The following is a 22,715-nucleotide window of genomic DNA, read 5'->3' on the forward strand; positions in this document are numbered from 1 at the left end:
CCGCGAGCGCGGCCGCCACCACCGCGCCGCAGCCGGCCAGGGCGACGGCCCAGTGCCAGGGGACGGTGCGCGCGCGCCCGGGCCCGGAGCGGCCCCGCGGTGTCTGCTGTCCAACCGTCGCCGTCGTCCCGACCGCGGTCTCCACCAGGCGTCCCCTCCAGCGCTCCAAGAGCCAAGGCGTGAGCCAGCATCGTCCCACACCGTGATCGGCGGAATGCGAAAGGGGTGGTACGAGCGGTGTGCTCGTACCACCCCTTGTCGGTGGGTTCGGGGCTCAGCCCAGGTCGGGCTGGTCCGCCTCCGTGGCCTGGGCGGCCTTGCGGGCGGCGGCGCGCTCCTGGAGGGTGGGCTCGGGCGTCCCGTTGTCGTAGTCCTCGCCGTACGCGCCCTTGGCCGGACGGCGGCGGCGCAGCGGCGGCTCGACGCCGTCCGCCAGGCGGCGGGCGGTGAGCAGGAAGCCGGTGTGGCCGATCATCCGGTGGTCCGGGCGGACCGCCAGGCCCTCCAGGTGCCAGGTGCGGACCATGGTCTCCCAGGCCTGCGGCTCGGTGAAGGTGCCGTGGTCGCGCAGCGCCTCGACGGTCTTCGACATCTGCGTGGTGGTGGCCACGTAGCAGCAGATGAGGCCGCCGGGGACGAGCGCCTTGGAGGCGACGTCCAGGCACTCCCAGGGCGCCAGCATGTCGAGGATGACGCGGTCGACGTCGGTCTCGACCAGGTTGTCCTGGAGGTCGCCGACGGTGAGCTTCCACGCCGGGTGCGGGCCGCCGAAGTAGCGCTCGACGTTGCCCTGGGCGATGTCGGCGAAGTCCTGCCGGCGCTCGTAGGAGGCCAGCATGCCGGTGTCGCCGACGGCGCGCAGCAGGTAGGTGGAGAGCGCGCCGGAGCCGACGCCGGCCTCGACGACGCGGGCGCCGGCGAAGATGTCGGCCATCGCCAGGATCTGCCCCGCGTCCTTGGGGTAGATCACGGCGGCGCCGCGCGGCATGGACAGGACGTAGTCGGGGAGCAGGGGGCGCAGCGCGAGGTACGGGACGTTCCCCGTGGTGCGCACGACCGTGCCTTCGGGGGCGCCGATCAGCTCGTCGTGCGGGAACGCACCCTTGTGGGTGTGGAACTGGTTCCCGGCCTGGAGCGTGAACGTGTAGTGGCGACCCTTGGGGTCGGTCAGCTGGACCTGGTCCCCGACCTGGAAGGGCCCGCGTCGGCGGGCGGCACCGGTCGGTTCGGACATGCGGACAATCCTAAGGGAAGCGGAGCCTTCCGCCTTACCACCATGATCAGCGGCCGGAGACGGCGGCGGTCAGCCGCTGCTCGATGTCGCTGAGCGCGGCCACGCCGTACACCCGGCCGTCCGGCTCGACCACCAGGTACTCCCCCGCCGGGGTGGCCTGGACGGCCCGCAGCAGGTCCTCGCCGCCGAGGTCGGCGTCCAGCCGCAGCCCGGGTTCGAGGTCGCGGGCGAGCGGGCCGACGGCCACCCAGGGGCGGCGGTGCTCGGGCACCGAGCGGACGGCGGACTCCCGGACGAGGGCGATCGGCTCGCCCCGGCCGTCCACCACGATCACCGCGCCGGCCCCGGCCTCGCGGGCGCGGCGCAGCGCCTCGCCGAGCGGGGTGTCGGCGGTGACCTCGACGGCCCGCCGGGCCAGCTCGCGCAGCCGCAGGGAGGGCAGCACCTCCTTGAGCCGGGCGTTGCGCAGGCTGCCGGTGGCGCCGTTCCAGATGATCGCGGCGAGCACCGCGGCCAGCACCGCGTCCACCAGGGTGTCGGTGGTGGTGCGCTCGACCCCGCGGGCGGCGCTCAGCAGCGGCAGGCCGATCAGCACGGCGACGGCCAGCCCGCGGCCGACCCAGGCGGCGGCCACCGTGCCGGTCATCGGCCGGCCGGTGATCGCCCAGACGACCGCGCGCAGCATCCGGCCGCCGTCCAGCGGCAGGCCGGGCAGCAGGTTGAAGGCGGCGACCACCAGGTTGGAGACCATCAGGCCGGTGAGCAGCACCCCGGGCACGGTGGACAGCTCCACCGCCCGCACCCCGAGGTAGAACACGCCGCCGAGCAGCAGTGAGAGCAGCGGGCCGACGAAGGCCAGCCAGAACTCCCGCCAGGGGCTCTCCGCCTCGTTCTCGATCTCGGAGACCCCGCCGAAGAACTGGAGCTGGATCCGCCGCACCCCGAGCTTGTACCGCAGTGCGACCAGGGTGTGGGCGAGCTCGTGCACCAGGACGGAGGCATAGAAGGCGACCGCGAAGAAGAACGCGACCAGGTAGCGGGCACCGCCGAGGTCGGGCAGCACGTCGCCCAGCTGCCCGCCGAACACCCAGGTGATCAGCGCGGCGATGACGAACCAGGAGGGGGTGACGTAGATGGGCACGCCGAAGGGCCGGCCCATCAGGATTCCGCCGCGGCGCTCGGGCGGCGGCGCGGCCGGGCGCCCGTCGCCCGCCTGCGGTGGCTGTTCGGAGGGCTGCTGCCCCCTGCTGTCGCTCACCGTGATCCCTTCGGTCGTCTCCCCCGTCGTGCCCGGTGCGCCCACGCTACGTGATCGCGGCCCCCCGGCGCTGCGCGGCCCTCCTTCTGCCTTCATACCCACTCACCGGCGGCTGTGGCAGCACCGTGGCAGCGGGATGACAGCAAAGGGCAATAGGGTCGTAGCCATGCAGCACACCCAGACCAGCAGTGCCGCCGGGCGCCCGGCGGCACCCCCGACCGGGCTCTCCCCGTCCCGAGCGGGGGACTTCCTCACCTGTCCCCTGCTGTACCGGCTGCGGGTGATCGACCGGCTGCCCGAGCCGCCGAGCTCGGCGGCGACCCGGGGCACGCTGGTGCACGCGGTGCTGGAGCGGCTGTTCGACAGCCCGGCGGCCGAGCGGACCCCGGACCGGGCGCTGGGCCTGCTGCGCCCGCAGTGGGAGCGGCTGCTGGGCGAGCGCCCGGAGCTGGGCTCGCTGTTCCCGGACGACCCGGACGGTGCGGCGCTCACCCGCTGGCTGGCGGACGCCGAGAAGCTGGTCGGCCAGTGGTTCCGGCTGGAGGACCCGACCCGGCTGCACCCGGTGGAGCGGGAGCTGTACGTGGAGACGGCCCTGGATTCGGGGCTGCTGCTGCGCGGCTACATCGACCGGGTGGACGTCGCCCCGACCGGCGAGGTCCGGCTGGTGGACTACAAGACCGGCCGGGCGCCCTCGCGGGACTTCGAGGGCAAGGCGATGTTCCAGATGAAGTTCTACGCCCTGGTGGTGTGGCGCTGGAAGGGCGTGCTCCCCAAGCGCCTCCAGCTGGTCTACCTCGGCGGGGGCGGGGACGTGGTCAGCTACGACCCGGACGAGGCGGACCTGCTCGCGGTGGAGCGCAAGCTCCGGGCGCTGTGGGAGCGGATCGGCCACGCGGTGGCCACCGGGGACTTCCCGGCGACCCGCAACCGCCTCTGCGACTGGTGCGACCACCAGGCCAGCTGCCCGGAGTTCGGCGGCACCCCGCCGCCGTACCCGCTGCCGCTGGCCCGTACGTCGGATGAAAGCGATCCCACGGGGGATCCGATGAGCAAGGAGTCCTAGGTGACGATCCGAGTGCTGCTGGTCGACGACCAGCCGCTGCTGCGCACCGGTTTCCGGATGATTCTGGAGGCCGAGTCCGACCTGGTGGTGGTCGGCGAGGCCGGCGACGGCCAGCAGGCGCTGGACCAGGTGCGGGCGCTGCAGCCCGACGTGGTGCTGATGGACATCCGGATGCCCAGGATGGACGGCGTCGAGGCGACCCGCCGGATCGCCGGCCCGGGGCGCGACGGCCCGGCCAAGGTGCTGGTGCTGACCACCTTCGACCTGGACGAGTACGTGGTGGAGGCGCTGCGCGCGGGCGCCAGCGGCTTCCTGCTGAAGGACGTCCCGGCCGAGGAGCTGGTGCAGGCGATCCGGGTGGTCGCGGACGGCGCGGCGATGCTGGCGCCGAGCATCACCCGCCGGCTGCTGGACATGTACGCCACCAAGCTGCCCTCGGGCGACGAGGCGCCGCCGCAGGCGCTGGGCGCGCTGACCGAGCGTGAGCTGGAGGTGCTGAAGCTGGTGGCGCGCGGGCTGTCGAACGCGGAGATCGCGGCCGAGCTGTTCGTCAGCGAGACCACCGTGAAGACCCACGTGGGCCATGTGCTGACCAAGCTCCAGCTGCGCGACCGGGTGCAGGCGGCGGTGTACGCGTACGAGAGCGGGCTGGTGCGCCCGGGCGCCCTGTAGCGGGCCGGTAGCGGCCCCAGGGCGGCAGAAACGTCACGGCGGCCCGTCCGCTCCCCCGTACCGACGGGGAAGCGGGCGGGCCGCCGTCCTGCGGGCGCTACTTGTTGGTCCGGCTGATCTCCCAGAAGCGGAAGTAGCCGGTGGTGTCGACGGTGGACTCGACGCCGGTGACGTACGAGCGGGCCGCGAAGAAGGACTTGTTCTGGTACAGCGGGATCAGCGGCACGTTCTCGGCCTCGATCTGCTGTATCTGCGCGTAGGTGCCGGCCGCGGCGCTGCGGTCGGTCTGCTTGAGGCCCTCCGGCACCAGCCGGCCGCTGATCCGCGGGTCGTCCCAACCGTGGTGGTACGCACCGCCGTTGATCAGCAGCGGGGCGAGGTAGTTGTCCGGGTCCGGGTAGTCGGCGAACCAACCGATGATGTACGCCTGGTACTTGCTCTCGGCCCAGCCCTTGCGGTACGAGTCCCAGTCCGGCTCCTGGGCGAGCGTCACCTGGAACAGGCCGCCGGTCTCCAGCTGCTTCTTCAGCGTCTCGGCCTCGTTGCTGCCGGCCCGCGAACGGGACCAGGTCAGCGTGAACTTGACCGGGGTCTGGACCTTGGCGTCGGCCAGGATCTTCTTGGCCTTGTTCACGTCCTGGTCGCCGTAGCGGTCGAAGAAGGCCGTGGTGTGGCCGGGCAGGCCGGCCGGGACCATGGAGTAGAGCGCCTGGACGGTGCGGGCGAAGACGTCGCGGGCCAGCGCCTTGCGGTCCATCATCTGGGCGACGGCCTGGCGGACCGCGACGTTGCTCATCAGCGGGTCCTTGGTGTTGAGGACCAGCGAACGGGTGTCGTTGCTGTCGCCCTCGGTCACCTGGAGGTCGGCCTTGCCGCCCTGCTGGTCGGAGCGGACCTGGGCGGCGGTGTTCGGCTCCAGGCTGTTGTCGGTGAGGTCGATCTCGCTCTTGTCCAGCGCGGTCTTCAGGTCCTCGGCCTTGTCGAAGTACCGCACGGTGAACTTGCTGTTCCGGAGCTTGGCCTCGCCGCCGTACTTGTCGTTGGCCGACAGCACGACCTTGCCCAGCTGCTTGCCGCCGTTCAGGTTCTCGACCGAGTCGATGCGGTACGGGCCGGAGCCGATCAGCTTGTCGTTGGGGACGACCTTGTCGGCGGGGTAGACCTGGTGGTCCACGATGGCGCCGGCCGGGCTCGCCAGCTTGGCCGGCAGGGTGGCGTCGGGCGCGGAGAGGTGGAAGAGCACCTCGTTGTCGCCCTTGGCCTCGACGGACTTGATCGAGTCCAGCAGTTCGACCGGGCCGTTCTGGTCGTTGATCTTCTTGGTGCGCTCGATCGAGAAGACCACGTCCTGGGCCGTCATCGGGTGCCCGTTGGAGAACTTCAGACCGGGCTTCAGGGTGCAGTGGTACTCGGTGGCCTCGGCGCTGGTGAACTCGCAGGACTGCGCGGCGTCCGGGGAGGGCGCGCTGGCGGCGGCCTGGAAGGTGAGCAGCGACTGGAAGGTGTTGCGCAGCAGCAGCCAGGAGCCGGAGTCGTAGGCGGCGGCCGGGTCCAGGACACCGGTCAGCTGGCTGGTGCCCATGGTGATGGACTTGCCGCTGTCCCCCTTGACCACGTCGGTCACCGATCCGCAGCCCGCCACCGACACGGCGACCAGGCCGGCGCAACCGAGTACTGCCAGGCGTTCAGCTGAAGTCTTCACGAGGCGCGTCCTTCTGGGTGGCACGAACTGGAGTAGCGTGCCATATCGAACACGCACGACCGGTACCCGTGCAGATGACGTTTGGGACACGGTCGTTGAGGGCATCACCGCGCGCCCGACGAGTTGTCAGCCAATGACCGTTTTCTCCCCCGGCAGCGCCGGTCCGGGGGCTCGCCGGGCCTCGTACCGGCGAGTAGAGCCGTCTCGCGATGAGACGACAATCACACCCGCGAGGCGACCAGGGAGCGCAGCAGGTCGAGGTCGACCTGCTCCAGCGAGGACACCACCAGCCGCCCCGGAGCCGGCTCGACCGGCGCCACCGAGGGCACCGCGATCACCGGGCAGCCGGCCGCCTCGCCCGCCCGCACCCCGGTCGGGGTGTCCTCGACCACCACGCAGCGGGCCGGCTCCGCGCCCAGCCGCCGGGCCGCCTCCAGGTACGGGTCCGGGAACGGCTTGGTGCGCGGCACCTCGTCCCCGCCGATGCTGAAGGCGAAGTGGTGGGCGCCCAGCGAGCGCAGCACGATGTCGATCACGTGCCGGTGCGAGGCGGACACCAGGGCGGCCGGGATGCCGTGCGCGGCAAGGGTGTTGAGCAGCCGCTCGGCGCCCGGCATGAGCGGCACGCCGCCCGCCAGCAGGTCGACGAAGCGCTGGTTGACCAGCACGCCGAGGTCCGCCGGCGCGATGTCCGCCCCGGTCCGGGCGACCAGGTACTCCATCACCCTGGCCATCGGACCGCCGACCACGTGGGCGCGGTCCGCCTCGTCCAGCTCGTGGCCCAGCTCGGCGAAGAGCGAGGCCTCGGCCTGCCACCAGAAGTCCTCGGTGTCCACCAGCGTCCCGTCCATGTCCAGCAGCACCGCCTGGAGCCCGCGGTCGTCCCCGTGGTCGAGGATGCGCGTGGCAGTGGGGCTGGTGGTCATGTCGGGGGTCCTTCCGGCAGGCCCGGGCGGCCCCGGGGAAGGCACGGGCCGGCCCGCAGGTGAGCGGACCGGCCCGTTCAGGATCATCAAGGATACGCCCGCTTCGTCCGGAAAGAGCGAATGCGGCGGGAACCGGGGGTTACCGGGCGTTGAAGTACTTCGCCTCCGGGTGGTGGATCACGATCGCGTCGGTGGACTGCTCCGGGTGGAGCTGGAACTCCTCGGAGAGCACCACGCCGATCCGCTCCGGCTTCAGCAGCTCGGCGATCTTGGCCCGGTCCTCCAGCTCGGGGCAGGCCCCGTAGCCGAGCGAGAAGCGGGCGCCGCGGTACTTGAGCGCGAACATGTCCTTGACGTCCTGCGGGTCCTCGCCGGAGAAGCCCAGCTCGTAGCGGACCCGCGCGTGCCAGAACTCGGCCAGCGCCTCGGCCAGCTGCACCGAGAGGCCGTGCAGCTCCAGGTAGTCCCGGTAGGAGTTCTCGGCGAACAGCTCGTTGGCCGCCTCGGAGATCCGGTTGCCCATGGTGACCACCTGGAGGCCCACCACGTCCCGCACCCCGGACTCCTCCGGGCGGAAGAAGTCGGCCAGGCAGAGCCGGCGCCCGCGCCGCTGGCGCGGGAAGGTGAAGCGGGTGCGCTCGGTGCCGTCCTCGTGGAAGACGATCAGGTCGTCGCCCTTGGAGTTGGCCGGGTAGTAGCCGTAGACCACGGCGGCCTCCAGCCAGCCCTCGGTCTGCAGGCGGTCCAGCCAGGCCCGCAGCCGCGGCCGGCCCTCGGTCTCCACCAGCTCCTCGTAGGACGGCCCGTCGCCGGCCCGGGAGGCCTTCAGGCCCCACTGGCCCTTGAACAGCGCGTCCTCGTCCAGCCAGGAGGCGTAGTCCGCGAACGGGATGCCCTTGACGATCCGGTCGCCCCAGAACGGCGGGACGGGCACGGCGTTGTCGACGGCGACGTCGGAGCGGATCTGGCCGAGGTTGACCTCGGGCTCCGGCTCCTCCACCTCGACCCGGGCGTGCCGGCGCTGCTTGAGCTCCGGCAGGGCCGCGCCGGGGACGCCGCGCTTGACCGCGATCAGCGCGTCCATCAGCCGCAGGCCCTCGAAGGCGTCCCGGGCGTAGCGGACCTCGCCCTCGTAGATCTCGTGCAGGTCCTGCTCGACGTAGGCCCGGGTGAGCGCGGCGCCGCCGAGGATCACCGGGAAGCTCGCGGCCAGCTTGCGCTGGTTCAGCTCCTCCAGGTTCTCCTTCATGATCACGGTGGACTTCACCAGCAGGCCGGACATCCCGATGACGTCCGCGTTGTGCTCCTGCGCGGCGTCCAGGATCGCCGAGACCGGCTGCTTGATGCCCAGGTTGACCACGTTGTAGCCGTTGTTGGACAGGATGATGTCGACCAGGTTCTTGCCGATGTCGTGGACGTCGCCCTTGACGGTGGCCAGCACGATGGTGCCCTTGCCCTCGCTGTCGGACTTCTCCATGTGCGGCTCCAGGTGGGCCACCGCGGTCTTCATCACCTCGGCGGACTGGAGCACGAACGGCAGCTGCATCTGGCCGGAGCCGAAGAGCTCGCCGACCACCTTCATGCCGGACAGCAGGGTGTCGTTGATGATCTCCAGCGCGGGCCGACCGGCCAGCGCCTCGTCCAGGTCGGCCTCCAGGCCCTTGCGCTCGCCGTCGATGATCCGGCGCTGGAGGCGCTCGTCCAGCGGCAGCGCGGCCAGCTCCTCCGCCTTGGACGCCTTGACCGAGGCCGAGGAGACGCCGTCGAACAGCTCCAGCAGGTGCTGCAGCGGGTCGTAGCCGTCCCGGCGGCGGTCGTAGACCAGGTCGAGGGCGGCCTCGCGCTGGTCCTCGGGGATCCGGGAGATCGGCAGGATCTTGGAGGCGTGCACGATCGCCGAGTCCAGGCCGGCCTCCACGCACTCGTGCAGGAAGACCGAGTTCAGCACCACCCGGGCGGCCGGGTTGAGGCCGAAGGAGATGTTGGACAGGCCCAGCGTGGTCTGCACGGCCGGGCGGCGGCGCTTGAGCTCGCGGATCGCCTCGATGGTCTCGATGCCGTCCCGGCGGGACTCCTCCTGGCCGGTGGCCAGGGTGAAGGTGAGGCAGTCGACCAGGATCGAGCCCTCGTCGACGCCGTAGTCGGCGGTGAGCTCGGCGATCAGCCGCTCGGCGATCTCGACCTTCTTGTCGGCGGTGCGGGCCTGGCCCTCCTCGTCGATGGTCAGCGCGATCAGGCCGGCGCCGTGCTCGCGGGCCAGCGAGGCGATCCGGCCGAAGCGCGAGTCCGGGGCGTTGCCGTCCTCGTAGTTGACCGAGTTGAGCACCGCGCGGCCGCCGAGCGCCTCCAGGCCGGCCCGCAGCACCTGCGGCTCGGTGGAGTCCAGCACGATCGGCAGGGTGGAGGCGGTGGCCAGCCGGCCGGCGATCTCCTTCATGTCGGCGACGCCGTCGCGGCCGACGTAGTCCACGCAGAGGTCCAGCAGGTGGGAGCCGTCCCGGATCTGGTCGCGGGCGATCTCCACGCAGGCCTGCCAGTCGCCGGCCAGCATCGACTCGCGGAACTTCTTCGAGCCGTTGGCGTTGGTGCGCTCGCCGATCGCCAGATACGAGGTGTCCTGGCGGAACGGCACGGCCTGGTACAGCGAGGCCGCCGAGGGCTCGGGGCGGGGGTCGCGCGGGGCGATCGGGCGGCCCTGGACCCGCTCGACCACCTGGCGCAGGTGCTCGGGGGTGGTGCCGCAGCAGCCGCCGACCAGCGAGAGGCCGTACTCGCGGGTGAACACGTCGTGGGCGTCGGCCAGTTCGGCCGGGGAGAGCGGGTAGTGGGCGCCGTCCTTGCCGAGCACCGGCAGGCCCGCGTTCGGCATGCAGGACAGGCCGATCCGGGCGTTCTTGGCCAGGTAGCGCAGGTGCTCGCTCATCTCGGCCGGGCCGGTGGCGCAGTTGAGGCCGATGTAGTCGACGCCCAGCGGCTCCAGCGCGGTGAGCGCGGCGCCGATCTCCGAGCCGAGCAGCATGGTGCCGGTGGTCTCCACCGTCACCTGCACCAGCACCGGCAGGTCCAGGCCGGCCTCGGCCAGGGCCCGCTTGGAGCCCAGGATGGCGGCCTTGGTCTGCAGCAGGTCCTGGCTGGTCTCGACCAGCAGCGCGTCGGCGCCGCCGGCGATCAGGCCGGCCGCGTTCTGCTGGAACCCGTCGCGCAGCGTCTCGTACGGGGCGTGGCCGAGCGTCGGCAGCTTGGTGCCGGGGCCGATCGAGCCGAGCACCCAGCGGGTGCGGCCGTCGGCGGCGGCGTGGGCGTCGGCCGCCTCGCGGGCGATCCGGGCGCCGGACTCGGACAGCTCGAAGATCCGCTCGGCGATCTCGTACTCGCCGAGGGCGCTGAAGTTGGCGCCGAAGGTGTTGGTCTCCACGCAGTCCACGCCGACCCCGAAGTAGGCCTCGTGGACGGACCGGACGATGTCCGGGCGGGTGATGTTGAGGACCTCGTTGCAGCCTTCGAGGTTCTGGAAGTCCTCCAGCGTCGGATCCTGCGCCTGGAGCATGGTGCCCATGGCACCGTCGGCGACCACCACCCGGGTGGCGAGCGCTTCACGCAGCGCGTTCGCACGGTTCTGCTGAGTGATGGACGGGGTGGCTGCTGTGGCCATGGGCTTCTCCCTGGTGCGACGGCTGTCGGCTTTGCGGACCCGCTTGCTCGGGCCCGCACGTGGCCAGGGTATCCGGCCCACGGGTCGGCCCGCCGTTCCATTCCGTATCCTGAGCGTTCGACCGCAAGGGGGGAGCAAGCGCGTGGCCCGATTCGGGACCTCCGCGCAGCGAGCCGGTCGGGCCCTGACGGCCCCGTTCCGCGTGCTGCGCGACCGCTGGCGGGCGTGGTCGTGGTGGCGCCGGTCACTGCTGGCCCTGGTGCTGGTGGCGGCCGTGCCGGCCGCCGCGCTGGGCTCGGTGTTCGTACTGTTCCGGCTGCACTACACCGGCGAGCCCGCCGCCGACGCCCGCACCCGGGGCCGGGACGCGCTCTGGCTCGGCCACGCCTGGGTGGACGGCCGCAGGACCGAGGCCGACGTGGCCGCGCTCGGCCGGCTACTGGCCGGCACCGGCATCCGGGACCTCTACGTGCACACCGGCCCGCTGGAGCACGACGGCTCGCTGCCGCCCACCGTCCACCCCCGGGGCCGCTGGTTCACCGACACCGTGCACCGGGAGCTGCCCGGCGTACGGCTGCAGGGCTGGCTGGGCGACGAGGTCAAGCCGGAGAAGGACGCCCTGGACCTGGAGGACGGCCCGACCCGGGACCGGGTCACCGCCTCCGCCCGCCAGGTGCTGGACCTCGGCTTCGACGGGGTGCACTTCGACATGGAGCCGATCCGCCCCGGTTCGGCGGGCTGGCTGGCCCTGCTCGACCAGGTCCGCCCGGTCACCGCGGGGCGCGGCGCCAAACTGTCGGTGGCGGCCCCGCAGATCGACCCGGTCCCGGGCCTGCACACGGCCGGCATCCTGCTCACCGACCACGGCAAGTGGTGGGACCAGGCGTACTTCACCGAGACCGCCCGCCGGGTCGACCAGATCGCGGTGATGAGCTACGACACCTCGATGCCCACCGAGCCGCTGTACGGCGGCTACGTCGCCCGGCAGACCGAACTCGCCCTGCGGGCCACCCCGGCCGACGTGGACCTGCTGATGGGCCTGCCGTTCTTCTGGGACGACAAGTGGGGGCACTGGGGCGACGCCGAGACCGTCCGGGCCGCCGTCCGGGGCGTCCGGCTGGGCCTGGGCCGGGAGGACCGGCGGCGGGCCGGCTTCGGCGTCGCGCTGTACGTGGACTTCGCCGCGCTGCCCGAGCACTGGACGGCGTACCGCGACGGCTGGGTGGACCCGGAGTAGCGCGCCCGGCGGGCCCGTGCGCCGGGCGGCGGCGGGCACAGCGCGTCGCCGGTCGAACACGCTCCGCCCCTGGTGAACGCCTGACGGACCGTCAGCTCCGGCGCCGCCGATATCCGGTGGATCCCGGCGGTCCGCTCCCCCAGACTGTCCCGGTGCCCGGCCGCGGTGCGCATCAAAGCCCGTAGGCTGGGCAGGTAGGGACCATGGAGCGAGGCGTTCCATGGGAGACGAGAGGTTCGACAGTCGGCAGCCGGCCCGTCGGCGCCCCGGCAGGCCAGCCGGGGCGGCGCAGGTCCGACCGCCGACCGGAGGGAGACGCTGGGTGATCGAGCTGGAAGATGTTCCCGAGTTGATCGACCCGGTGATGGTCTGCGCCTTCGAGGGCTGGAACGACGCGGGCGACGCCGCCTCCGCGGCTCTGGCACACCTCGACGAGACCTGGAACGGCAAGGTGTTCGCCGCGCTGGACGCGGAGGACTACTACGACTTCCAGGTCAACCGGCCCACGGTCTGGCTGGACGGCGGCATCCGCCGGATCACCTGGCCGACCACCCGGCTCTCGGTGATCCGGGTGACGGAGCCGACGACCAGGGACGTCGTGCTGGTCCGCGGCATCGAGCCGAGCATGCGCTGGCGCTCGTTCTGCAACGAGCTGCTGGGCTTCGCCCACGAGCTGGGCGTCGAGCTGGTGGTGATCCTGGGCGCCCTGCTCGGGGACACCCCGCACAGCCGCCCGGTGCCCGTCAGCGGGGTCACCTCCGACCCGGACCTGGCCCGCCGGCTGGACCTGGAGGAGAGCCGCTACGAGGGCCCCACCGGCATCGTCGGGGTGCTCCAGGAGGCCTGCACCCACGCCGGGGTGCCGGCCGTGACGCTGTGGGCCGCGGTGCCGCACTACGTCTCGCAGCCGCCGAACCCGAAGGCCACCCTGGCCCTGGTCAACAAGCTCGAGGACCTGCTGGACCTGCGCATCCCGCCGGGCGAGCTCGCCGAGGACGCCCGGGCCTGGCAGCTCGGCGTGGACCAGCTGGCCGCCGAGGACAGCGAGGTGGCCGAGTACGTCCAGCAGCTGGAGGAGGCGCAGGACACCGCGGAGCTGCCGGAGGCCTCCGGCGACGCCATCGCCCGCGAGTTCGAGCGCTACCTGCGCCGCCGGGAGAACGTCGGGCCGACCGGCGAGAAGCCGGTGGCCGGGCACGCCACGGCGGAGCGGCCGGCCGATCCGGAGGCGCCGGGCGGCGCCCGGGAGAGCCAGGACGGCGCCGAGGACGAGTAGCCCGTACCGCACACGCCGAAGGGGCGTCGGGACCGTGTGGTCCTGACGCCCCTTCGGCGTGTGGTGCGGTGGCCCCGGCGCCGGGGCTACCGCACCCGGGTCACAGCGCGACGCCGAGCAGGGCGTCCACGGTGCGGGTCACCAGGCCGGGAGCGCCGATGTCGGTGCCGCCCTCGGTCTCCTGCCGGTCCGCCCAGCGGTCGACCGCGGCCAGCGCGGCGGGCGCGTCCAGGTCGTTCGCGAGCGCCTCGCGCACCTCGGCGAGCAGCTGCTCGGCCGAGGGGCCGTCCGGGCGGGAGACCGCGGCGCGCCAGCGGGCGAGGCGCTCGACGGCCTCGTCCAGGGTGCTCTTGGTCCACTCCCAGTCGGCCCGGTAGTGGTGCGAGAGCAGCGCCAGGCGGATCGCCGCCGGGTCGACGCCCTCGCGGCGCAGCGCCGAGACGAAGACCAGGTTGCCGCGGGACTTGGACATCTTGTGCCCGTCCAGGGCGACCATGCCGGCGTGCACGTACGCCTGGGCGTACGGGTGGGCGCCGGTGGCGACCTGGGCGTGCGCGGCGCCCATCTCGTGGTGCGGGAAGGAGAGGTCGCTGCCGCCGCCCTGGATGTCGAAGGACATCCCGAGGTACCGGAGGGCGATGGCGACGCACTCGATGTGCCAGCCGGGGCGGCCGTGGCCGAGCTCGGTGTCCCAGGCGGGCTCGCCCGGGCGGGCGGCCAGCCAGAGCAGGGCGTCCAGCGGGTTGCGCTTGCCGGGGCGGTCCGGGTCGCCGCCGCGCTCGGCGAAGACCGGGCGCATGGCCTCGCGGGTGAGGCCGGAGACCTCGCCGAAGCGCGGGTCGGCGTCGACCGAGAAGTAGATGTCGCCGTCGACGTGGTAGGCGGCGCCGGAGGCCAGCAGCTTCTGCACGATCGGGACGATCCACGGGATCGACTCGACGGCGCCGATGTAGTGGGCCGGCGGGAGCATCCGCAGCGCGGTCATGTCCTCGCGGAACAGGGCCGTCTCGCGCTCGGCGAGGGCGGTCCAGTCCTGGCCGGTCTCGACCGCGCGGGCGAGCAGCGGGTCGTCGACGTCGGTGACGTTCTGGATGTACAGGACGTCGTGACCGGCGTCCCGCCAGACGCGCTGCACCAGGTCGAACGCGTTGTAGGTGGCGGCGTGGCCCATGTGGGTCGCGTCGTAGGGCGTGATGCCGCAGACGTAGATCCGGGCGGTGCCGTCCTGCGGCACGACCTCCCGGACTGTGCCCGCTGCGGTGTCGTGGATACGGAGGGGGAGCCCCTGACCAGGCAGGGCGGGAACCTCGGAGGCGGGCCAGGCATGCATGGAAACAACTTTAACCTTGCGAACATTTGAAAGCCTAACCAGTACGAAAGATCGACTGGATTCGTTTCCTACCGTTGCCCGACAGTTTCCCGACTGGTATTGCACGGATCCGGCGCTGTCGGAACGCGTGGTGTACGCCCCCCGCACCCGGCTCCGGGCATGGGTGAGCGCCCGGTCGGCCCTGCCGCCGACCGGGCGCCCGGCTCCTCGGGTGGAGCGGCCGGAGCCGCTACGACCGCTGCCAGAGGGCCGGCACGTTCGGCGGCTCCCAGCCGGCCATGGCGGTGTGCGCCTGGAGGCAGGTGTAGGAGACGCCGGAGTAGGTCACGCGGTCGCCCGCGTTGTACGAGGTGCCCGCGGCCCAGCTGCCGCCGGGCGGCGTGGTCGGGCCACCGGTGGAGGTGGAGGTCGGGGTGGGCGTGGGGCTCGGCGTGCCCGGGGTCTGCGCCACGTTCAGCACGAAGTCGTAGCTGCCCTCGCGGGTCGACCCGTTCTGCCGGACGTTCATCAGCAGCCGGGCGTCGTAGATGGTGTCCGTGTTGTTGCGCGGCTCGCCCGGGAAGTACAGCTGGGTGGTGACGATCGAGCGGCCGGGGGCCTGGAGCTTGACGTGGATGTGCCGGGTGCGGCCCGGGTAGAGGCCGGGCACGATGGTGTCCAGCTTGTAGGCGCCGTTGGCGTCGGTGAACTGGTGGCCGCGGAAGGTGTATCCGCTGTTGTCGTAGTTGCCGCCGTCGTCGGCCTGCCAGAAGTCCAGCAGCACACCGGAGATGGGCCGGCAGGCCCGGCCGAAGACGTAGCCGCTGACCACCAGGCGGGTGCCGGGGCCGTCGTTGACCATCGAGCTGCGCAGCGGGGAGTTGGGCTTGAAGTACGGGCCCTCGGTCTGCTCGATGGTGGGGGCGTCGCCGTCGTGGCACTCGGGGGTGAGGGCGAGCGGCTCGCCGGTGCCGATCTGGTCCCGGGCCAGTGCGACCCCGCCGCCGACGAGCAGCGGGGCGGCCCCGAGCGCGGCGGCGGCCTTGAGGACGGTCTTGCGGCTGATCATGCCGTCGGGCGTGGGCATGCGCCGTCTCCTTATCGTGAGGCGGGGGGTGGGGGCGGCCCTTGCCATGGTGGGGGCATGACAAGGGCCGGACCGGCCGCCCGTCCGTGCGCGCCGGACCGGCCACCGGTGGCCACCAGCAAAGTTACGGGCCGTCCGGTGCGACCGCGATGGACATGATCCGGGGATCGTGGTGATTTCCGTCGACCCTGGACCGGAACTCCCCCGGGGTCATCCCGGTCTCCCGACGGAAGAACCGGCAGAAGTACGCCGGGTCGACGAAGCCCGCCTCCTTGGCGACCTGACGGATCGTCAAATCCGTGCAGGCGAGCAGCCGTTTGGCCTCCAGGGTCTGCTGGCGGCGGATCAGCCCGCCGGGCGTCCGGCCGGTGGCCTGCTTCACCAGGGTCTGCAAGTGCCCCGGGGAGACGCCGAGTTCCTGCGCGGTGGAGGCCACCGAGTGCCGCACCCCGCCCGGCCGGGCGATCAACCGGGTGAAGGCGGCGGCCACTTCGGCCGGGCGGCCGGGCACCGACGGGCGGTCGGCCGGGGCGCAGGCGCGCAGCGCCCGGACGATCAGGATGTGCAGGCTGGCCCGCAGCACGCCCTGGTAGCCGGGCCCCCTGGTCCGGTACTCGTACTCCATGTCGGCGAGCAGCGCGGCGACCGCGTCGGCCTGGTCGCCGAGCGCGAGGGCCGGGCGGGTGGCCAGCGCCCGCAGGGCGGCGAGGTCCTGGGGGTGGCCGAGCAGGAAGTCCTCGTTGAACAGGACGACCCGGCCGACCAGCTCCTCGGCGTCCGCCCAGTAGTGCACCTGGCCGGGCGTGATCACGCACAACTGCGGTGGCGCCAGCGGCCGGTGGACGAGGTCCAGGACGTGGGCGCCGTGGCCGCCGGTGACGTGGACGATCTCGTAGAACGAGTGCCGGTGGGGGAAGCCGGCCCGGGAGAGCGGGCCGATCGCGTCGAAACTGCCGATGGCGAAGGGGAGCAGCTGGGGCAGCGGGACCTGTAACCGGTGCAACGGCAGGTCCGGCGTGGTTCGGGGGGTGGGGGTCGTCCGTCGCACATCCATCGGAGCAGTGTGCGACCTGTTCCGGGGACAGGTCCAGACCATCTGCCGCCGTTTTCGACGAGCGGTCCGGACCACCGGCGCTCCGGGGCACCGGTTCGGGCTCCGGCCGGCACCCGCCGAAGCCCCGTCCTAGACCGGCGGCCAGGGGATCGCGGGCCAGTCCTCGGGCGGCAGCGGGTGCCGGCCGGAGCCGCGCAGCGCGGCCACCCGGGCCCGGGTGGCGTCCAGTTCGGCCGCCGTCAGGTGCGGGGCGAGGCGCTCGGCGAGCTCGCCGTCCAGCTGTTCGGCCAGCCGGGCCAGCACCTCCAGCGCCTCGGCGGGCAGCGGGTCGCCGGCCCAGCCCCAGAGCAGGGTGCGCAGCTTGTCCTCGGTGTTGAAGGTGACGCCGTGGTCGATGCCGTACACCCGGCCGTCGGCGGCCGGGATCAGGTGGCCGCCCTTGCGGTCGGCGTTGTTGAGCACCGCGTCCAGGACGGCGAGCCGGCGCAGCCGCCGGTCGTCGTGGTGCACCAGCAGGGCCGTCCGCCCGCCCTCGACCTCGGCCCGGACGATCGGCAGCCAGCCCGCCTCCGGGCCGAGCGGGTCCTGGAGCGCGAGCAGCGGCTCGGCCGTCGGGTCCGGCTCGACCCACAGCTGCAGCATGCCGGGCCCGTGCGGGCCGTCGCGCAGCACGGTCGGCGGGATCAGCGCCCAGCCGGTCGCGGCGGACAGCTCGTACGCGGCGACCTCGCGGCCGGCCAGCGTGCCGTCCGGGAAGTCCCACAGCGGGCGCTCCCCGGCGACCGGCTTGTAGACGGCCTGCGCGCTCAGCGAGCCGTGCGCCACCGTGCAGTACAGCGCGGCGTTGGAGGCGTCGGTGAGCCGCCCGTGCACCGTCAGCCCGCCCTGGCGCAGCAGCGCGAGGGCGGTGGGCACGTCGGCGGCCAGCGCGGCGGCGGCCGACGGGTCGGCCTGCGGCGGGGTGTCGGTGTTCAGCGCCGGTAGCCGTTCGCGCGCGGGCACAGGTGGCCCTCCGGGTCGAGCGGCAGGTTGCAGAACGGGCAGGGCTTGCGGCCGGCCGCGACCAGGTCCAGCGCGCGCTTGGCGAAGACCCGGGCCATCGCGCCGGACAGCCGCACCCGCAGCATGTCCGGGCCGTTCTCGTCGTCGGTGAAGGCCGCCTCGGCGGCGTCCTCCTCCTCTTCCTCCTCGACCAGCGCCTGCGCCTCGACCACCAGGCAGGCGTCCACGCTGTCCCAGGCCAGGGCCATGGTGCCGACCCGGAACTCCTGCTCCAGCGGGAGGTCCAGCGGCGCGGTGTCGAGCAGGTCGTTCGGGGCGGCGGCCGGGATGGACGTGTCGCCGCCGCTGCGCCGCAGCGCCTCGTCCAGGACCTCCTCGATGCGCTCGGCGAGCGCCGCGACCTGGGTCTTCTCCAGCAGCACGCTGGTGATCCGGCCCCGGGCGCTGGCCTGAAGGTAGAACGCCCGGGCGCCGGGCTGGCCGACGGTGCCGGCCACGAACCGTTCGGGCTGGTCGTAGAAGAAGACCTGACGGGGCACGCTCTCGCTCCGGATCGTGTCGGTCGGCGCGGTTCCGCCGGGGGCGGGCCGCGGCCGGATGGACTCGCTAGTCACCCTACGACCTTCGGGCTCCGGCCGGGGAGCCGAGCCGACGGCCGCGGGCGGGGTGGCACCCGGGGAAGCGAACGGTGCCGCCGCGGACGGCGCCTCCCCGGACGGCCCGTCGGCGGCGCGGCCTAGACGGTGCCGCCGACCACCGCGTCGCCGGCCGGGGTGGCCGCCGCCGGGCCGGGCCTGGGGGCGAGCGAGGCGAGGTCACCGGTGTCGCCCATCCGCAAGACGAAGGGCCGCTGCGGGGTGTAGCGGATCGCGGTGACCGAACAGGGCTCGACGCTGATCCGCTGGAAGTGGTCCAGGTGCAGCCCGAGCGCGTCGGCCACCACGGCCTTGATCACGTCCCCGTGCGAGCAGGCGATCCAGACCGCGTCCTCGCCGTGCTCGTCCGCGATCCTCCGGTTCCACTCGCGCACCGCGTCCACCGTGCGGTGGCTCAGCTCGCGCAGCGACTCCCCGCCGGGGAAGGCGGCCCCGGCGGCGTGGTCCTGCACGGTGCGCCAGAGCGGCTCCTTGGCCAGCTCGGCCAGCGGACGGCCGGTCCACTCGCCGTAGTGGCACTCCCCCAGCCGCTCGTCCTCGGCCGGCGGCCCGAGCTCGGGCCGGACCGCCAGCAGCGGCTCCAGCGTCTGCCGGCAGCGCTCCAGCGGGCTGCTGACCGCCCGCACCAGCGGGATGCCGGCCAGTCGGCCGGCCAGCGCGGCGGCCTGGTCCCGGCCGGTGTCGTCGAGGTCCACGCCGGGGGTCCAACCGGCCAGGATTCCGGCGGTGTTCGCGGTGGAGCGGCCGTGACGGACGAGCAGCAGGGTGGGCATGGGGTCAGCCTACGGCCTCCGGGCCCGGCCGTGGAGACCGGATTTCCCGCCCGTCCGGCCCGCGGCGGCCGGGTCCGCCACCGCCCCGGCCGCCGGGGGCCGGTGGACCGGAATCCCCCGGATCCGTGCCGGACGGCCCCGCTCGGGTGACAATGGCCCGCATGATCGTCCACTGCGCCGCCTACCACGACGGCCGCCGCATCGAGGCCCCCGAGGACCTGGCCGGCGCACTCGCCGCCGCCCGCGCGGCCGGTCCGGACGGCTTCGTCTGGATAGGCCTGTTCGAGCCCACCGCCGAGGAACTCGACCGCGTCGGCCAGGAGTTCGCGCTGCACCCGCTGGCCGTCGAGGACGCCGTCAGCGCCCACCAGCGCCCCAAGGTGGAGGCGTACAAGGGCTCGCTGTTCGTCGCGCTGAAGACCCTCGGCTACCACCCCGGCGGGCACGTCGTCACGGTCGGCGAGGTGATGGTCTTCCTCGGCCCGGACTTCGTGATGACCGTCCGGCACGGCGAGGACAGCCCGCTCGGCGGACTGCGGGCCGCCCTGGAGCAGGACCCCGAACAGCTGCGGTACGGGCCCAGCTCGGTGCTGCACTCGGTCTGCGACACGATCGTCGACGGCTACATGGACGTGGCCGCGGGGCTCCAGACCGACCTGGACGAACTGGAGGCGGACATCTTCTCCCCCTCCCGGGTCGACCGCGACACCGCCGGACGGATCTACGGCTACAAGCGCCAGGTGATGTCCGTGCGCCGGGCCACCGGCCCGCTGCTGGAGCCGATGCTGGCCCTGGAGCGCGGCGCCCGCTTCGTCCGCCCCGAGGCCGCGCCCTACCTGCGGGACGTCGCCGACCACGTGGCCCGGGTGAACGACCAGGTGGACGGCATGGACCGGCTGCTGTCCGACATCCTGAACGCCAACCTGGCGCAGGTCAGCGTCCAGCAGAACAACGACATGCGGAAGATCTCGGCCTGGGCGGCGCTGGCCGCCGTACCGACCATGATCGCGGGCATCTACGGGATGAACTTCGAGCACATGCCGGAGCTGCACCAGATCTGGGGGTACCCGGCGGTGCTGGTGCTGATGACGGTGGTCTGCCTGGTGCTGCACCGGGTGTTCAAGCGGCACGACTGGCTGTAGCGCCGCCGGGCGGGCCGCTCGGACACCCGGCCCCGGTCAGGCCAGTCCGGCGCGCTCCAGCGCCTCGACACCGGTGCGCAGCGCCAGGATCCGCTCGTCCAGGGTGAACCCGGCCGGGGCCAGGGTGAGCGTGGTGACGCCCGCCTCGGCGTAGGCCTGCATCCGGTCGGCGATCCGGGCGGTGTCGCCGATCAGCGAGGTGGCGTCGATCAGGTCGTGCGGGACGGCGGCCGCGGCGCCCGCGTGGTCCCGGGCGAGGTACTTCTCCTGGACCTCGTCGGCGGCCTGCTCGTAGCCCATCCGCCGGGCGAGCTGGTTGTAGAAGTTCTTCTCCTTGCTGCCCATGCCGCCGATGTAGAGCGCGGCGTACGAGCGCAGGGCGTCGACACCGGCCTTGATGTCCTCGCCGACCGCGAGGTTCACGGTCGGGCAGAGGTCGAAGCCCTCCAGCGTCCTCCCGGCCTTGGCGCGGCCGGCCGTCAGCGGGTCGAGGGAGAGCGCGGCGTGCTCGGGCGAGAAGAAGATGCCGAGCCAGCCGTCGGCGATCTCGCCGGTCAGCTCCAGGTTCTTGGGCCCGATCGCGGCGATGTACAGCGGGATGTGCTCGCGCACCGGGTGCACGGTGAGCTTGATCGGCTTGCCGGGGCCGCCGGGCAGCGGGAGCGTCCAGTGCTCGCCCTCGTGCACCAGGCGCTCGCGGGACATCGCCTTGCGGATGATCTCCACGTACTCGCGGGTGCGGGCGAGCGGCTTGTCGAACTTCACCCCGTACCAGCCCTCGGACACCTGCGGGCCGGAGACGCCGAGGCCGAGCCGGAACCGGCCGCCGGACAGGGTGTCCAGGGTCGCGGCGGTCATCGCGGTCATCGCCGGGGTGCGCGCCGGGATCTGGAAGATGGCCGAGCCGACGTCGATCCGCTCGGTCTTCGCGGCGACGAAGCTGAGCACCGTCGCGGCGTCCGAGCCGTACGCCTCCGCCGCCCAGCAGACGGAGTAGCCGAGGCGGTCCGCCTCCTGGGCCACGGCGATGTTGTCGGCGTCCATGCCGAGTCCCCAGTAGCCGAGGTTGATCCCGAGTCGCATCTGCCGCACCTTCCAGTGGGTTGGGGTTGGTCGCGAGGGTAACCGTGCCCGCACCGAACACGCTACTGACGGGTAGGGGTGGATCCGGTCACACCGGTGCTGTTGATCGTTCTGCGGGTCTGCACCTCTCTCCGCGCACCGGCCGCTACGCTCAGCCGACGTGGGGAGCGCTCTCCCCACCTGCGCGTTCACAGGGCCGCCGGGGCTCCCGGGGCCACCGGCCAGTGGAAGGCCCGTCCGATGGAAAAGCGTCACCTCGGCCGTACCGGCCTCCAGGTCTCCCGACTCGGCCTCGGCACCATGACCTGGGGCCGCGACACCGACGAGCAGGAGGCCGCCGAACAGCTCAAGGAGTTCGTCGACGCCGGCGGCAACCTGGTCGACACCGCCGACGTGTACGCGGACGGCGGCGCCGAGTACCTGATCTCCCGGCTCACCGACAGCCTGGTCCCCCGCTCCGAACTCGTCATCGCCACCAAGGCCGGCAGCGTCCCCGAGTCCGCCCGCCGCTTCGACGGCTCGCGCGGCCACCTGCTCGCCGCCCTGGACGCCTCGCTGCGCCGGCTCGGCACCGACTACGTCGACCTGTGGCAGGTGCACTCCTTCGACCCGGTGACCCCGGTCGAGGAGACGCTCAGCGCCCTCGACATCGCCGTCTCCTCCGGGCGCGCCCGCTACGTCGGGGTCTGCGACTTCAGCGGCTGGCAGCTCGCCAAGTCCGCCGCCTGGCAGCACGCCCACCACGGGCGGGTGCCGCTGGCCGGGACGCAGCTGGAGTACTCGCTGCTCCAGCGCGGCATCGAGCGGGAGGCGCTGCCCGCCGCGCTGGACGCCGGGGTCGGGGTGCTGGCCGGCTCGCCGCTCGGGCGCGGGGTGCTCACCGGCAAGTACCGGCACGGCGTCCCGCAGGACTCGCGCGGCGCCTCGCCGTACCTGTCCGGATTCGTCCAGCCCTACCTCGGAGAGCGCTCGCGGCGGATCGTGGACGCCCTCGCCACCGCCGCCGACGGGCTCGCCAGCACCCCGCTGGCCGTCGCGCTGGCCTGGGTCCGGGACCGGCCCGGGGTGGCGAGCGCCCTGGTCGGGGCCCGGACGGTGGCCCAGCTGCAGTCGGCGCTGTCGGTGGAGGCGCTTACGCTTCCGGATGAGATCCGTGGTGCGCTGGACGACATCTCGTCGCCGGTGCACCACTACCCGGACCAGGGGTGGACGGAGCTGTGACCACCGGCCCGGGTCGTCGAGCAGAACCTGCAGTGGAGTGACCTTTGGAGCGGACGACGATGACTGACACGGGGAACGGCGCTCCGGAGGTGACCGCCGGGGCCAAGCTGACCCCGGAGGCGAAGGCCGCGAAGTTCGCGGAGCTGGCCCAGCGGATCCGCGGCATGCAGCCGGAGGACGCCGCGGACCGTGCCGCACGGGCGGGTGCCGCCCGGGCGGAGGCCTCGATGGCGGAAGCCCCGGCCGAGGAGGATCCGACGGAGGAGGCCCCGGAGCCCGGCGGGTCGGAGCCCGGGGAGCCGGAGCCGGCCGCTGCGGCCCCGGTCCCGGCCGCCCCCGTTCCGGCCTCCCCGGTCGCGGCCGCC

18 protein-coding genes and 1 pseudogene are annotated in these 22,715 nt (G+C 73.1%); 7 read left to right on the forward strand and 12 right to left on the reverse strand.

Going from position 1 to position 22,715, the window contains the following annotated elements:
- Positions 1-274 precede the first annotated feature (274 nt).
- Positions 275-1,234, reverse strand: a complete 960-nt coding sequence (locus tag AE652_RS10475) for a tRNA (adenine-N1)-methyltransferase (RefSeq protein WP_049650977.1) — start codon at positions 1,232-1,234, stop codon at positions 275-277.
- A gap of 46 nt (positions 1,235-1,280) precedes the next feature.
- Positions 1,281-2,492: a site-2 protease family protein gene (locus AE652_RS10480; protein WP_049650978.1), complete on the reverse strand. Its 1,212-nt coding sequence runs from the start codon at positions 2,490-2,492 to the stop codon at positions 1,281-1,283.
- Positions 2,493-2,658: 166 nt separating this feature from the next.
- Between AE652_RS10480 and AE652_RS10485 the strand changes: the two genes are divergently transcribed.
- Both AE652_RS10485 and AE652_RS10490 read left to right on the forward strand, forming a co-directional pair.
- Positions 2,659-3,558, forward strand: a complete 900-nt coding sequence (locus AE652_RS10485; protein WP_049650979.1) for a RecB family exonuclease — start codon at positions 2,659-2,661, stop codon at positions 3,556-3,558.
- The gene (locus AE652_RS10490) at positions 3,559-4,230 is read left to right on the forward strand and encodes a response regulator transcription factor (RefSeq protein WP_049650980.1); all 672 of its coding nucleotides are present in this window, start codon (positions 3,559-3,561) and stop codon (positions 4,228-4,230) included.
- Positions 4,231-4,327: 97 nt separating this feature from the next.
- Here AE652_RS10490 and AE652_RS10495 read toward each other — a convergent pair whose 3' ends face one another.
- The 3 genes from AE652_RS10495 to metH all read right to left on the reverse strand — a co-directional run bounded on the left by AE652_RS10495 (position 4,328) and on the right by metH (position 10,510).
- A complete protein-coding gene (locus AE652_RS10495) occupies positions 4,328-5,932 on the reverse strand; it encodes an ABC transporter substrate-binding protein (protein ID WP_158077697.1) in 1,605 nt (534 codons plus the stop codon).
- Between the two features lie 221 nt (positions 5,933-6,153).
- Entirely contained in the window at positions 6,154-6,858 is a 705-nt protein-coding gene (locus tag AE652_RS10500) for an HAD family phosphatase (RefSeq protein ID WP_049650982.1), read from the reverse strand.
- A 139-nt stretch (positions 6,859-6,997) separates the two neighbouring features.
- Positions 6,998-10,510, reverse strand: coding sequence for a methionine synthase (gene metH / locus AE652_RS10505; protein WP_049650983.1), 3,513 nt, complete (start codon positions 10,508-10,510; stop codon positions 6,998-7,000).
- Positions 10,511-10,652: 142 nt separating this feature from the next.
- On the opposite strand from metH, the gene AE652_RS10510 reads away from it, so the two are divergent.
- Both AE652_RS10510 and AE652_RS10515 read left to right on the forward strand, forming a co-directional pair.
- On the forward strand, positions 10,653-11,747 hold the full coding sequence (locus AE652_RS10510; protein WP_199823072.1) for a hypothetical protein: 1,095 nt from the start codon (positions 10,653-10,655) through the stop codon (positions 11,745-11,747).
- Positions 11,748-12,069: 322 nt separating this feature from the next.
- A complete protein-coding gene (locus AE652_RS10515; RefSeq protein WP_049650984.1) occupies positions 12,070-13,023 on the forward strand; it encodes a PAC2 family protein in 954 nt (317 codons plus the stop codon).
- Positions 13,024-13,123: 100 nt separating this feature from the next.
- Here the strand turns inward: AE652_RS10515 and mshC are convergent, their stop codons facing one another.
- From mshC to AE652_RS10545, 6 genes are all read right to left on the reverse strand, one after another.
- The gene (gene mshC / locus AE652_RS10520; protein ID WP_049650985.1) at positions 13,124-14,353 is read right to left on the reverse strand and encodes a cysteine--1-D-myo-inosityl 2-amino-2-deoxy-alpha-D-glucopyranoside ligase; all 1,230 of its coding nucleotides are present in this window, start codon (positions 14,351-14,353) and stop codon (positions 13,124-13,126) included.
- Positions 14,354-14,582: 229 nt separating this feature from the next.
- Positions 14,583-15,419, reverse strand: coding sequence for a carbohydrate-binding protein (locus AE652_RS10525; protein WP_049650986.1), 837 nt, complete (start codon positions 15,417-15,419; stop codon positions 14,583-14,585).
- A 124-nt stretch (positions 15,420-15,543) separates the two neighbouring features.
- Positions 15,544-16,422, reverse strand: a complete 879-nt coding sequence (locus tag AE652_RS10530) for an AraC family transcriptional regulator (RefSeq protein WP_049650987.1) — start codon at positions 16,420-16,422, stop codon at positions 15,544-15,546.
- Positions 16,423-16,602: 180 nt separating this feature from the next.
- Positions 16,603-17,400 carry an SCO1664 family protein gene (locus tag AE652_RS10535; RefSeq protein WP_049650994.1) on the reverse strand — a complete coding sequence of 266 codons (798 nt, stop codon included), beginning with the start codon at positions 17,398-17,400 and terminating at the stop codon, positions 16,603-16,605.
- Between the two features lie 44 nt (positions 17,401-17,444).
- A complete protein-coding gene (locus AE652_RS10540) occupies positions 17,445-18,014 on the reverse strand; it encodes a DUF3090 family protein (RefSeq protein WP_049650988.1) in 570 nt (189 codons plus the stop codon).
- 197 nt (positions 18,015-18,211) lie between these two features.
- Complete coding sequence (locus AE652_RS10545) at positions 18,212-18,904, reverse strand: histidine phosphatase family protein (RefSeq protein WP_049650989.1); 693 nt, start codon at positions 18,902-18,904, stop codon at positions 18,212-18,214.
- A gap of 161 nt (positions 18,905-19,065) precedes the next feature.
- On the opposite strand from AE652_RS10545, the gene AE652_RS10550 reads away from it, so the two are divergent.
- On the forward strand, positions 19,066-20,046 hold the full coding sequence (locus AE652_RS10550; RefSeq protein WP_049650995.1) for a magnesium and cobalt transport protein CorA: 981 nt from the start codon (positions 19,066-19,068) through the stop codon (positions 20,044-20,046).
- A 36-nt stretch (positions 20,047-20,082) separates the two neighbouring features.
- On the opposite strand, the gene AE652_RS10555 is transcribed toward AE652_RS10550, so the two are convergent.
- Positions 20,083-21,129 carry an LLM class F420-dependent oxidoreductase gene (locus AE652_RS10555; protein ID WP_049650990.1) on the reverse strand — a complete coding sequence of 349 codons (1,047 nt, stop codon included), beginning with the start codon at positions 21,127-21,129 and terminating at the stop codon, positions 20,083-20,085.
- A 240-nt stretch (positions 21,130-21,369) separates the two neighbouring features.
- Between AE652_RS10555 and AE652_RS10560 the strand changes: the two genes are divergently transcribed.
- Together AE652_RS10560 and AE652_RS10565 are read left to right on the forward strand one after the other, a co-directional pair.
- Entirely contained in the window at positions 21,370-22,350 is a 981-nt protein-coding gene (locus AE652_RS10560) for an aldo/keto reductase (protein ID WP_049650991.1), read from the forward strand.
- Between the two features lie 59 nt (positions 22,351-22,409).
- A pseudogene (locus AE652_RS10565) lies at positions 22,410-22,715 on the forward strand (hypothetical protein); the annotation flags it as partial.

Origin of the sequence: Kitasatospora sp. MY 5-36, assembly GCF_001182915.1 — a bacterium.
Classification (GTDB): Bacteria; Actinomycetota; Actinomycetes; order Streptomycetales; family Streptomycetaceae; genus Kitasatospora.

Excerpts from the sequence above, each read along its gene's own strand:
- mshC (WP_049650985.1), bottom strand. The coding sequence starts at position 14,353 with ATGCATGCCTGGCCCGCCTCCGAGGTTCCCGCCCTGCCTGGTCAGGGG.
- AE652_RS10500 (WP_049650982.1), bottom strand. The coding sequence starts at position 6,858 with ATGACCACCAGCCCCACTGCCACGCGCATCCTCGACCACGGGGACGAC.
- AE652_RS10545 (WP_049650989.1), bottom strand. The coding sequence starts at position 18,904 with ATGCCCACCCTGCTGCTCGTCCGTCACGGCCGCTCCACCGCGAACACC.
- metH (WP_049650983.1), bottom strand. The coding sequence starts at position 10,510 with ATGGCCACAGCAGCCACCCCGTCCATCACTCAGCAGAACCGTGCGAAC.
- AE652_RS10485 (WP_049650979.1), top strand. The coding sequence starts at position 2,659 with ATGCAGCACACCCAGACCAGCAGTGCCGCCGGGCGCCCGGCGGCACCC.
- AE652_RS10525 (WP_049650986.1), bottom strand. The coding sequence starts at position 15,419 with ATGCCCACGCCCGACGGCATGATCAGCCGCAAGACCGTCCTCAAGGCC.
- AE652_RS10475 (WP_049650977.1), bottom strand. The coding sequence starts at position 1,234 with ATGTCCGAACCGACCGGTGCCGCCCGCCGACGCGGGCCCTTCCAGGTC.
- AE652_RS10555 (WP_049650990.1), bottom strand. The coding sequence starts at position 21,129 with ATGCGACTCGGGATCAACCTCGGCTACTGGGGACTCGGCATGGACGCC.
- AE652_RS10550 (WP_049650995.1), top strand. The coding sequence starts at position 19,066 with ATGATCGTCCACTGCGCCGCCTACCACGACGGCCGCCGCATCGAGGCC.
- AE652_RS10560 (WP_049650991.1), top strand. The coding sequence starts at position 21,370 with ATGGAAAAGCGTCACCTCGGCCGTACCGGCCTCCAGGTCTCCCGACTC.